The 13407-nt window shown below is 51.7% G+C and carries 4 protein-coding genes; 3 read left to right on the plus strand and 1 reads right to left on the minus strand.

What is annotated here, in order from left to right; translation table 11 throughout:
- Window positions 1–326: 326 nt before the first annotated feature.
- The 3 genes from RID21_RS23405 to RID21_RS23415 all read left to right on the plus strand — a co-directional run bounded on the left by RID21_RS23405 (window position 327) and on the right by RID21_RS23415 (window position 11402).
- Complete coding sequence (locus RID21_RS23405; protein WP_145439295.1) at window positions 327–1103, plus strand: inositol monophosphatase family protein; 777 nt, start codon at window positions 327–329, stop codon at window positions 1101–1103.
- A gap of 337 nt (window positions 1104–1440) precedes the next feature.
- A complete protein-coding gene (locus RID21_RS23410; protein ID WP_350193113.1) occupies window positions 1441–4734 on the plus strand; it encodes a hypothetical protein in 3294 nt (1097 codons plus the stop codon).
- A 158-nt stretch (window positions 4735–4892) separates the two neighbouring features.
- A complete protein-coding gene (locus tag RID21_RS23415) occupies window positions 4893–11402 on the plus strand; it encodes a hypothetical protein (protein WP_350193115.1) in 6510 nt (2169 codons plus the stop codon).
- 6 nt (window positions 11403–11408) lie between these two features.
- Here RID21_RS23415 and RID21_RS23420 read toward each other — a convergent pair whose 3' ends face one another.
- Window positions 11409–13406 (minus strand): PDZ domain-containing protein, encoded by a 1998-nt coding sequence (locus RID21_RS23420; protein ID WP_350193117.1) that lies wholly within the window; start codon window positions 13404–13406, stop codon window positions 11409–11411.
- Window position 13407: the final 1 nt, after the last annotated feature.

Consider the following 13407-nt stretch of genomic DNA (forward strand, 5'->3'; position numbering starts at 1 on the left):
GGCTGTGACCACTGGCAGACTGAAATGAGTCACGTAAATCGTTACGAGGCTTGAGACTTCACCACTGGTATTTCCTCCCGCCGGTCAGAGGACGAAGATTTCGTGAAGAGCACAAAGAATTGTGAAATCGTAATCCTGACGGTTCGCGCTGCGCTGTACGATTCATAAAATAGGTAAAACCCGCTGAAGCGGTACGATCCGCATCATCGGACCGGTTTTGCAGGTTTTTCCCTGCTGGCTGAACGGACCAGACGGAATCAGTGTCAGGAACAGCGACACTTACGCAGAATATCACGAGTCAAATGTGTTTCACGGAAGGATCAACAGTGCATTCCACGGAATTGCTTGAGGTAGCAGAGACCGCAGCTCGTAAAGGAGCGAAATGTCTGCAGGACTGGGTCAACGAATTTCGCGTTTCGGAAAAAGGACGTGCCGATCTGGTCACCGACGCCGACTTCGCTTCTCAAAAAGCGATTGTTGAGCATATCACCACACACTATCCCGATCATAAGATGCTGGGCGAAGAGGGACTGACCCGACATGAAGGGGACTCAGAGTATCGCTGGGTGATCGATCCTCTGGATGGAACATCCAATTACGTACATGGCTTCCCCTACTACTGCGTCTCCATCGGCCTGGAGTATCAGGGAGATCTCATTCTGGGAGTGGTCTATGATCCCAATCGGGATGAGCTCTTTTCCGCGCTGGAGGGGCACGGAGCGAAACTGAACGGAACGCCCATTTCACCTTCCCGTATCCCCTCCATGGATCAGGCTATGCTGGTGGCCAGTCTGCCCGTCGGTACCAATGGTCGAGATGTCTCCATTGATCGATTTCTGAAAGTACTTCCGGCAGCACAGACACTGCAACGTACCGGATCTGCGGCCTTGAATCTCTGTTACGTTTCTGCCGGTCGTATCGAAGGTTACTGGTCCAGTAATCTGAAGCCCTGGGATATGGCAGCGGGGGTCCTGATCTGCAGAGAGGCGGGCGGCCTGGTGACCTCAATTGAAGATGCAAGTTTCACCATCGAAAACCCCAGTATCCTGGCGACAAATGGAACAAACATTCATTCTGATTTACAGTCATTGCTTACAACATAGGTTTTTTGGGCAGCTTTGAGATTACTGCTTTAATGTCCCCAAAAGACGACGTATGATAATAAGGGTCAACAGCATTTCTGATAACACAGAGTATACGTCTGACTACAAAGAGCTGGTTGCAGGCTGACCAGACCAAATTCGTCAGCAGACGCGGATGGAGCCGCCTGATGTCGAATTGATTCAGAGGTTTTCTGCTCCCGAAGTTGGGGATCAATTGACGAACATGTCACAGCTGAAACGTTTCATCTTAGTCGCAGCGGGTCTATGCGGGCTTTGCATGCTGCTTCCATTGGAGTACGTGCATGCACAATCTTCAGGGAGTGGTAGTTCTGCGCCCATGGAACGACCTGGTTCTCCTGCGTTTGACAGAACACTACCCAATTCCAGCCAGCCTGCGTCATCTGATAAGCAGAACGGCACACCCCCTTCGGCAGCAGAATCGACAGGCAAACCGGCTACAGAAGAAGCAACTCAACAGGGGCTCTACATCCGAGGAGCCGATGGCCAGTTTTTACCACTGCCCAATCTCAACCTGGATCAGGTACTGGAATATTTGAAACAGAAACAGGCTCCCCAGACGACAGCCTCGCCTGAATATGCTATCTCTTCGGTTTCCTTGCAGGGAAACATCAAAGAAGACCGCGCGATCCTTGATGCCCGCCTCGTGATCCTGATCAATGAAGCAGATCAGTGGGTGCGCGTGCCTTTGAAACTGAACGAATCCATTTTCCTCAAGACGAATTATAACGGTGCAGGTGAGTCGAGCCCGGGCGGTTTCAACCGGACGGACGGTTATCTCTGGTGGTTCAAAGGCAAGGGGACTCACGAACTCAATCTGACACTGAGCGTCTCCCTCAAACAGCAACTGCCTTCCCGGCGTCTGCAACTGGTCTTACCTCAGACCGCGGTCAGCAATCTCAAACTGACCGTTCCACTTCCCCAGATCAGCCTGGAAGTTCCTACGGGAGTCGCCGTCTCCAAGAAGTCGCTGGATGACGATCAGAGTCAGATTGAACTGTTCGGCCTGGGGGAACAGCTGGATTTGTCCTGGCAGCCGATTCCCGATGAGAAAAAAGTCGACACGGTTCTTCAGGCCGAGACTTTGTTAACGACCGATTTCACTACGGATTCGGTATTACTCAACGCGACACAGTCTATCAAAGCGCTGACCGGCAGTTTTCAAAATGTGCAGGTTAAACTGCCCGAATCATTTCGACTGCTGGATGTGAAGTGTGATGGCTATAAAAGCCATAAAGTGATCAAAGACAATCTGGTGGAAGTCTCACTGATTGAGCCCACGGTCGGTCCCATCGAAGTGCAGTGGACACTGGAGACCGATTTCCCCGAACAGAGTGGGAAATTCCTGATCGATGGATTCGAAGTCAGCCGTGCCAAGCGGCAAACCGGCTTGATCGATATCCAGACACTGGATGGATATCGTATCTTTCGCATGGAAGGTCAGAACCGGTCGGTGTATCAAATCAAAGCCAATCAGAAAGATCTGGACAGTTCCTATCGCTTCCTGAAACAGCCATTCCAGTTACCGCTGAATATCGAGCGAGTGAAACCCTACTTCTCTGCAAAGCCATTTTACCTCGTGCAGATGTTTGGTAACCGGGCTGAACTGGATGCCCGCGTGCAGATCAATGTATTTCAGGGTGCCCTGGATAAAGTTGCACTCGACTGGCCCAATCGGACGGAGGAAGGCTGGGAGCTCGAACTGATGCAGGAGCCTTCGCTGACAGAAGCGATCGTGGTCGACCCGTCACAGCCTAACCGGGTGAATATCAATCTGTTGAAACGATCCAAGGGAACTTTCGAAATCACGTTTCGTGCCCGACGTCCCGTGATTGCTGACCGTGAACCCTTCAGCTTTACCTTACCCGAAATCAAAGCACCCAGCCTGTCAGCCACTTCACTGGTCATCGCCAATGATACGAATGTTGTGACGGACCTGACCCCGGCTCCCAAAACGCAGGTGATCTCCTCTCCCGCAGCCCAGCTCAAACAGTTCGAACTGCCTGCAGAAGTTCAGAGTCTGCGGAAGACCGAATACCAGATCCAGCCGGGGCCCAATGAATTTTCAGCGATTGTCTCGATTCACAATCAGCAGATTACCGCCAACAGCAACGCCCTCCTGGAACTGGATGGTTCCGAGATTCGGGTCGAACAGGAAATACAATATCAGATCGAATACGATCCCCTCTCCGAAATCCGTCTCCGCGTCCCACAGGCGCTCAGGAACCGGGTCAACTTCTACCTGGACAACGAACAGAATCCGCTGGTTCCGACCTGGACTTCGGACGATACCGATCCGATTCAAAATGCCCGGCTCTCTCTTCGCAGCAAACAGCTGGGCCCCGTTAAAATTACGGCCGTTTATCTCCTGCCTCAGGATTCCCAGGCTGAACTCAACGTACCTCTGATTCGTTCTGATGATGTTCCATTTACGGAAAGTCAATTCGAGTTATCTCTCTCCAATGAGGAAGATACACAGTACCTGGAAGTCTCCAGCCTCAATGACGCCTGGCAACAGCAACTGGGGATGAATAACATCGCCTTCTGGCGTGCCGTCGATCCCCAGGCTGACATCAGCCTCAAGTTGAAAAAAAGTGATACCGGTTCGTTATTCTCTTACTCGATCAGCCAGGCCTGGATTGACTGCAGCCTGGATGCTGCTGGGTCTTATCTGGCCCGGGCCCAGTATCAGTTTCCGGTCTCTCCGCGCACACTGGCATTTCGCCTGCCGGAGAACGCGGGAATCAAAATCGAAGCGGTCTGGTGGAATAATCAGCGAGTCACAGAGAACCTGGTACAGCAGGGGCAGGCAACCGAATTTCAACTGATGCTGCCTGCACCCAAAGAAAAAGAAACTACTTCTCATATTCTGACAATCGACTACGGCTCAACGCGGCACCAGCGCGATTCTCAGTTCAGTCCACTGTCAGTTGTCGCTCCTGAATTCGTAAATAATCTCTGGGTGGAGAAGACGTTCTGGAAAGTCAATCTGCCCAGCAACGAGCATCTGTTTACAATTCCCCGCGGCTACACTCCGCAATTCAGCTGGGTTCATCAGGGAGTCTTCTGGTCACGCGAATTTGCAGGCGAAGATGAGATTCCGGTAAAACTGAAGAATGCACCACCCGAACGACAGGACTTCCTGGGCGTGAACCATTATCAGTTCTATCGGCTGGGGCCTGCCACGAGCCTGCAGTTTCAGGCATTGTCCCGTTCGATGATTGTCTTCATCGGAGCCGGAACGGCCCTGCTGCTCGGCTTCATCCTGATGAGTATCTCCGTATTGCGCAGCATGCTGGTTCTGCTGGTTATGACCACTGTCGTTTCCGCAGTTGCCCTCTGGTATACCGCTCCTGTGGAAGTATTGCTCCAACCTGCTGTGTTCGGTTTACTATTGGCAATTGTGGCTGCACTGATTAACGGAACTTCACGCAAACGCAGAGAGACTAAACTGCTCACGATGTCGGCACCAAGTGACTTTATTCCGCCGCCTTCCTTCTCAGAGCGAATTCATCCTTCCGAGGTCGATCCGGAAGATATTACAGCAGTGCGTCCCGGATCTGAAATTGTGGACAAACCCGTCTCATCCTCGGAAGCCGGGGCGAACCGATGACAGCGGTTCGATCTATTTTTTTAAGCGAGCGCTTGCGCATCACCCGGTTCTGGATGTGGTTCACCATACTCTGCAGTGTTCTGGGGCTAAACCAGTTACCAGCCGCTGAACCACAGACCGTTGACCTTTCTCCAATAGCACGGATCAGAGAAGTCACGGTGCCCGGGCAGGACCCTTCGCGCTGGCCGGAAGGCAACTGGTATCCGGTACCTCTCAAAAAGTATGCAGCCCTTAAAGCGGCAGCATTGAAGAAAAAGAATACGCCCCCCAATTCCTGGATCCAGCAGGCGACATATACAGCCACGCTGAGGGGGGATCACCTGGTGGACGGACAGTTGACCTGGGTGATGCACTGCTCCCGCAATGAGCCGGGGTTTATCGACCTTTCGCGTCTGAATCTGGCGGTTCATGAACTCAAATGGGGAAATCACCAGGCGGTCTGGGGACTGGCCCCCGATCAGCGAACCTTACTGCTCGTCGATCATTTCAGTGAAGATCTCACGGGCAGTTGGAGCCTTAAAGGCAGACAGCAACCGCTGCGTACGGAATTTCAGTTTGAACTTCCGGAAACGGTAGTTTCACAGGTTCATTTAAAGATTCCCAAGGGGAAAGTGTTGACCACTTCAGTGGGGTATGTAAGTGGTCCCTTAAAAGCAGACGACTCACAGTACAATTTGTGGCAGATCGAACTGGGGGGGCAATCTGCTTTTAAAGTGACCGTGCATCAGGCAGAGAAACCACAAAGTGCACCACAGCAGATACTGTATCACCAGTTTGCTCAAGTGGGAGTTCGCGAAGACGGTCTGCGTCTGAGAGAAGATTTTCAAATTGAAGTTCTCAACACCCCCATTCAAAAGCTCGAATTCGAGGCACCTGCCGAATACGAAATCTATTCGGTGAACCTGGGCAATGATCTTTCTCTTCCCTTTGAAATCAAAAAACAACAGGGGAAACAACTGGTCATTGTCGATCTGATTGATCCGCTGCTGGGGATCAGCCGCCCCCTGTCAATCCGGGCACTGAGTTCTCCCTCGCTGGATAATGAGATCGAAATTCCACGACTGAAATTAAAGCAGGCACACTTCCTGGGGGGAACCGTTCACCTGGATATCTCCTCGCCCCTGGAAACACATGCAATTCGCTCATCCGATTTAAGGCAGACAGGCGTCCTGATTCAGGATGAGCAGGGCGAAGCCTATGATTTCAAACAGTATTCTCCCGACGCCAGACTTTCTTATCAGCTGGCCCTCCCTGATCTGAACCTGTCGGCAAAAGTGCATAGCCTGGTGCAGATCGAAGAGAAGAGCTGGCGTCTGAAAACACTCATTAACTGGTCTTCAGCCGCTGGCTCCACGTATCGACTGGAAGCCATGATTCCTGCCGGTTGGGAGATTACTCAGGTCAGCAGTCCCGCCGAGACAAGTTCAGGTAATCTCGTCTGGGACGTGGAGCAAAGTGAAAAACAACAGAAACTGAGCGTGCGACTTCCAGTCTCTGTCTCACCTGAAGCACCCTACACACTGGAGATTCAGGCGCGCAGACTGGTCCCCGTTGCAACCCGCAACATGAATCTGTTTGGCGTCAAACCTCTCGGATGTTACAGCGTGGATCGGGTTCTGGAAATCTCTGCTCCCGAACAGGTCGCCTTGCTCTTTCAGCCCGACAAGGAAGTGCAGGAACTGACTCCCGCTGAGTTGCCTGCCAGTTGGAAATTTCCGGCCGTGAATCAGGATGATTCCCGTTATTTCCATCTCTCTCCTTATTCTGGAACTCACTGGGGAAGCCTGAGACGTTCCGATCTGGAACAGAAGTTTGAGGTCGTTGCCAGTTCCTATATCGCATTGAATGACAAGTCGATCCAGGAAAACTTTATTCTGAACTGTCTGCCTCCGGTTGGCGGGATTCAGCGAGTGCTGGTCTATCTGTCTGAACCTGGTCCGCCGGTGGAATGGACCTTACCCGCCAGCAGTGGATTACAATCCAGGCTCTCCATCAAAAAACTGCCAGTCTCTGCACATCAGAAATGGTATCTCCCCAACCTGGGAGAACTCTGGGAACTCTCTTTTACGGCTCCCGTATTTAAAGAGATCGAACTACGGGGAGAGCGTCAGCGACCGTTTGGAAAAAACGTGCGTGCTTCTCTGGTCTTCGCACCGCAGGCTCAGCCTTTTCAGGGAGTCGTACGGGTCCTCAATTCGAATGAACTCAATCTGCGCATGAAAACGGAAGGACTGCTGCTCCCTCCGGATTCACAGGAACGAACTGGTAATCAGCGCAATCAGCGAAACTATGAATGGAACTACGAGCAGCCTCTCGGATCTTTGACGATTACTCGGGCTTCCGATTTGCCAGAGAACGCACTCGAGCAGGGAACCGCTACACTCGTGATCGACTCCCGGCTGGGGCACGGGAATGGCGAACCGGACGTGCATGAGGCTACGATTACACTGGATTTGTCTAAAACATTTGAAGATAAATTTCTGTTCCGGTTTCCGGCTGCGGTAAAACTGATCTCTACTTCTGTCAACGATCGCCGCATCACACCGATCGAGGCAGAAGGCCAGTTTCTGGTTCCACTGTTCGACCAGTTGGATACGTATCGAATTACGATTCACTACCAGACCCAGGCACCGGAAAACCAGTTGACCGCCTCCAGACAGATTCCTTTCCCGCAGATCAATCAGCGAGTCCTGGAGACAGACTGGAATTTTATCGTTCCCAAAGGGATCCGTCTGCTCAGCGGACCAGCAAAAATGGTGCTTCAGGAACCTCTGCCGGCTGAATCATTGACTCGCCGCTTTCTGGGAGTGCTGGGCAGAGAGTCTACCGCGAACCCGACTGAAGGGACTGAGTGGAATGCCCTGGTATTATTTCCGGTAAGCTTCGGTACTCTAGAGACAACGAATATCACTGAATCTGGGATTCTGTCCTGGATGATGCTGCTTTTAACGCTGTTTTGCGGATTGTTGCTGCGAATATTCCGCGTTGGTTTACGGGATAAAATCTGTATCGTGGTAGCATTGAGTGCGCTCCTGCTTTCCTGGAACCTGTCCTACCCGCTGGCCCAGATATCCGGGAGTTGCTTTACAGGTCTGTTGATCGTAATGTTGATCCCCCGACGGTTCCTTAGACAGGAAATCGTCAAACCGGTTGAAGATCAGAGCACAAAAGCCTACGAGCAACCTCTGTCATCTCTGTATTCTGCTGCTCGGCTGCTGCTGTTTCTCGTACTGGGCTATTCTGTAGCGACAGCTCAAGCCCAGAACGGGTCAGCGCCTGGGCAGACGCCAGATAGACGCCCCACAGTCACACTGAATGAAATGGTTCTGATACCGGAATCCACAGATACTTCGCGCGAGTCTTATGCTTACCTGAATCCACAACTGCTGCAGGTATTGGAAAACTTCGTCAATGAAGCCGCTCAGCCGGATTATCTTCTCTCAGCGGCTCATTACCAGGGTGAGATCCAGGATAACCAGCTGTTAACACTCCAGGCCCGCTTCAGTGTTGAAATTCCCTCGGAACGTACGGAGGTGAAGATTCAACTGCCCATTCAGGGGGGGAATCTGAGCGGACCGGAATCCTGCCGCGTTGACGGTAAGGTCGTTCCGGTATTACTGGCGGCTGATGGACAGAGTATTCTGGTTACAGTTGATAATGAAGTCCCGCCTGTAACGAATTCCAGGTCAGCATCAGATGGCCCTGTAGAAGCAGTCCGACCTGTCCTGCCTTATTCCTATCAGAAACATGAGATTGAACTGACGCTGCATCCCGCAGTCAGGTTCAATGCAAACGGCGGACAGTTTGAACTGGCGATTCCGCCCGTAGCCACAAATGATTTTGTGTGTGCGTTTCACGAACCGGTTCAACTCGTCGAACTGTTTGAATCAACGGGGATTTCACGTTATCAGCTGGGCGGTAAAAAAGAGTTTTCCACCTTCTTCAAAGAAAACAGGCAACTCAAACTGAAGTGGTTTAATAACCGGGACTCAGAGGTCAGCCCCTTGAATCTGTCCGCATCGGTTTTGACCAACGCCGATATTTCTCCGTCACTGATTCGTATGGATGTGCAGGTGAAATACAATGTGCTGAACGGAAAAGTCGATTACCTGTTCTGGAAACTACCTGTAGGTACAATTGTCCGCAGCATCAAAGTGGCGGGCATGACAGTCACGCCTGCCATCACCAGATCTGAAGATGGTAAGCAGGAAGAACTGCTGCTCGAACTGTCAGAATCGAAAGAAGGAGAGTTCGTCGTCGATGCGGTACTCGAAATGCCCGTCAATTATGGATTAGACTCCGTCATTCTGCCTTCACTCGATTTCAGCTCTGGAAAGCTGGACTCGCAATCTGCCACCATCAAAATCAATTCGTGGCAGGTAGGCGTCCGAAGTGGCCCTGAGTTCGATATTGAGCAGGCAGGTGCATTGCCCGAAGGGGTACTTTCGATTTCGTCCAAGACACCCAGTAAACAGATTGAAAGCAGTATTCTCAAGTCTTCCGCTCTGCTGTTTCAGCTCAACCAGCCTGCCCAGATCGCATTGAAGCTGATTCCTAAAAATCCACAGCGATCGGCACGGGTCAATCAGTCACTGGTCGTAAATCAGAAGAACATCGACTGGACCTTTACTGCAGAATTGCGCATCAGTCAGGCACCGGCATTCCGGCATACCCTGATCGTGCCCGAGGCCCTGCGGATTGAATCCCTGTCAGTCAAAGAAGAAGATGTGGAACGCCTGGCACACTGGCATCGTATCGGCAACCGTATCACGCTGTTCCTCAAAAATAAGACATCCGGTTTACAGGATCTGACACTCAAAGGCTGGCTGCCGGTTCGGAAGATGGGAAGCATGTCTATTCCCAATATTCAGATTGTAGATGTAACCGTTGATGACTCAATTCTGACATTGTTCAAAAAACCCCAGGTTGATGTGAAACTGATTTCATCCAATTATCGAACTCTGCAGGACGAGGCACCACAGCCAGCATCCGCCGAACACTCGACTCTGGTAGGCCGCTATCAGATGCTGAATTCCGACTCGGGGCCGATCCAGCTCTCGCTCAAGCCGCGTAATTCGGTGACAACTGTTGATATCCTGACCATTGTGGATGCTCTGGAAGATCATCGGATGGAATTGACACAGACACTCAGGTTTACTCAACCCGTGGGTGAAGTTCAGAAACCGCAGATCCTGATTCCCGCTGAATATGGCGATGAATTTTCACTGGACGGCATGCCTTTCGAACTGCTCGACAAAATGGCTGATGGACTCCAGCGTGTTGAACTGGATCCGACTGGTTCTCCGACACGTGAAAAAACAGTCACCGTCCGGGGTACCGTTATTAAACCTCTGGGAGAACTGACAATTCCTCCTGTAATCCTGGAGAATGCCCAAGGACAAAATCACTATCTGCTGCTGTCTGACAATCAGGAATTTAAGCTGGTAGACAAAAAACTACGGAAACCATTGGCAGCCGACCAGGTACCACGTTGGGTTCAGGCCCGTTGCGATTCAGCGCCGCACTTCGACTGTAATCGCGTATTCTCTACCACCCAGCTTCCCTGGCGGCTGACTCCTGAAAACCAGAAAGAAGGAGTTGCGAATGCTGAGTCCATTCCTTTTATGGAAACGGAAATCATCCTGAGCAATCAGGATTTCGTCCACGGACTGACGCATATCAGACTTTTTAATCAGACCAGTCGTGCACTCACTCTCACCTGGCCGGGTAAAACCAAGCTGATGGCGGTACTGATTAACGGAGAAAATGATACGACGCTTAAACAGGATACCGGAACACTGGAAATTCCCCTCAATGGAGGACCGCAGTTTTACAACATCACTTTGTTCTGGGAATCGTATCAGATTGAGCACGAATATTTTGTGGATCATGTCTGGCTGGAGACACCGCGACCGGTTAACTTCCCGGTGGATCAGAATCTGGTCAAAATCGTAACCTCAGAAAATCATCGTACGTTTCTGACCGACTATGTGAACCCGTTTACTTATTATGCAGACAAGCTCGAAGCGCAAATCAAAATTGCCGGAATTGAACTGGAGCTGTCAGAAGATGGATTCATCTCTCCCGAAACCTGGAATTCGATTTCACGCGAATACAATGAACTGGAATCAATCGCGACCGACTCTCGACAGCAGCGAGATACTGTCAGCGAAGAGTTAAACCGTTTTGCGGATTTACGGGAACGGGTCTTTTTCCTCAGGCAATACGTGGACTCTGACCAAAAATCCAAATCAGCCCCCGATTCCTTCGTCAGCCAGTTTCATCAGAAACTGGAACCGGTCTCAGCCAGTAAAATCCGTTATTATGCCGGACCATTGATCAGTGATTCCGATACGGTTCCTCTCTCAGCCTGGGTGATCCCGAATCTGTATCTTAACCTCATCCTGGGAGGACTGGGCTTGCTGATCCTGTTGCCAATTCTGGGGCGATGTGTGCAATCTCGTTCGGCTGACTGGTTGAATCTGCACCCCGCAGTTGCCTTGCTGGTGCTGGGGACCATCTGGTTATTCTTCCTCTCACCCGTTTACCTGGGACTGTTTATTTTAGCCACGGCGGTTCTGATGGCTTATCGCAACCGGGAACCGGAGATCCAGGAATCAAATCATTCCGTAGCCAGTTCTACGGGAACTCCCAGTGCTCAAGAATAAGTGTCCTTAAATCCGGTCCAGGCTGTCGGCCCAGCGACCAATTTCTTCGAGAAATGGTTTCTCAGGATACTCGCCCGGTTGCTGATCATTTTTGATGAGCTGAAACACCGTGGGGTAATTCATCTCGCGGATCAGGTCCAGCCGGGGTTGAAGTAGCTGGTTCAATGGATTGTGGGCATTCAGAGCGAAGTACAGGCTCAATGGATAATCCGGGTCAGTTTCCGGAGGAAGGCTTTTGAGAGACCCTTCGGTGACTGCAACCCCCCGAAACAGTTCTCGATATTTAAATGCGAGATCAAAGGCGAAATCAGCTCCGTCAGCATGACTCAGCACGAAGATCCGCGTGGGATCAATGTCATACCGCTGCTGCATCGACTTCACAACCGCCTCTACAAACTCTGTTTCATCCCGGTTCCAGCGAATCACATCTTCTGCTGCTGGCCCGACGATGATGATCCCCCGCTGCTCACAGATACTCTTCCATTCATTGAAGATGGTCGATTCCATTGTGTTTCCGGGAGGATGAATCCAGACCATCAAACCGTACTCGTAGTCAGGATGATAATTCTCCGGCACATAGGCCCAGTAACTCGAATCACTGCCAGGCAGCTTCTCTTTATAGTGGCCGACTTTGATCTTCTGTGTTTTATTTTCCTGGGCGGTCCGGGAGGGGATCGCCTGTGTGGAAAGTTCTGCAGGAACGGCATCGGGAGTCTTCTGCAGTTTGACGTCCAGTTTCACAGGTTTATCGTCACGGGAAATCAGCAGGGATGCCTGGTCTTCAGGACGCAGATGGTTTACCAGAAATGCCAGCATTTCCGCACTGGTAACTTTCTGCTGATTGAATTCCAGGATTCGATCTTTGGCTTTCACACCGGCTTTCTCAGCAGCGGAATCGGGAATTACATAACGTATCCCCACACCGGTGGTTGTCTGATTCTGAGCCTCTCTGACAGGGAGAATCCCCAGGAAGCCGGATTCGAAGGGTACCAGTTTTTCTGTCAGAGTGGCTTTGAAGGTTAACGGTTCTTTGGCTCCTTCACGGGTCACGGTCAGGCTGACTGTGTCGCCTGCGTACAGGCTCATCAGGACCGATTTCACCTCGGAGTGCAATCCCACCGGTTTGTCGTTCAACTTGATAAGCGTGTCCCCTGCTTTGAGACCCGCTTCCTGTGCAGGACTGCCATAACGGACACGATCCAGATTCATTTCGGTCGAGAGATCCCCTTTGCCACTCAGGGTGATTCCCAGCAGCCCGGGATGGAGATCCTTACCGGTATTCAGGCGGGGGATGACTTTCAACACGTCGGTCATGGGGATCGCAAAACCGATCCCTGAGTCATACCATTCGACTCCTGCCGTCTCTCCTGTTGCACCGGGAGAAAGCGGAACGAGGATGCCCATCAGCCGTCCCTGGATGTCAACCAGGGGACCACCATAATTGATGGGAGAAATCTTGGCATCGGTCTGGATCGCCTTCCCCCAGATACGTTCCAGGGCGCTGACAATACCAACCGAGATACTGGGCTGATCCAGTTCAAAGGTGCGTCCCAGCGCGATCGACCACATCCCGACCTGCAGATCTTTTTCCGGGACAGCGGTCGGAATCGGCAGATTATCCGCTTCAATTTTAAGCAGAGTCAGCATCCGCAGATGGTCGGTAGCCACAACGACGGCAGGGAAGCGACGCCCATCGGGCAATGTCACCAGGATTGAGGACGGCTTGCCGATGAAATTGAAGGCGCTGGAGATAATCAGGCCGTCCCGGCTGACGACGACTCCTGATGTTGGGCCGGTGCCGGTAATCAGCTTTCCTACCCGGTCCTGTCCGCCTACCGTTTCGATACGTACGATGGATGGGTTCATCAGCGCTGCAGCCTGTTTGAAGGCACGTTCCTCCAGGCTCTCCAGATCAGAGGCAGGGGCCTGGGCCGGCAGGGGAGAATTCCCCAGACCGCACACGGTCCAGAACAGCAGCAGTGACAGAATTAAATGTCTTCTCATA

The organism is Gimesia sp. (genome assembly GCF_040219335.1).
Classification (GTDB): domain Bacteria; phylum Planctomycetota; class Planctomycetia; order Planctomycetales; family Planctomycetaceae; genus Gimesia.

What these genes read in the sequence shown, in the direction of transcription:
- RID21_RS23420 (WP_350193117.1), bottom strand. Translation starts at nt 13,406, where the DNA reads ATGAGAAGACATTTAATTCTGTCACTGCTGCTGTTCTGGACCGTGTGC.
- RID21_RS23410 (WP_350193113.1), top strand. Translation starts at nt 1,441, where the DNA reads ATGGAACGACCTGGTTCTCCTGCGTTTGACAGAACACTACCCAATTCC.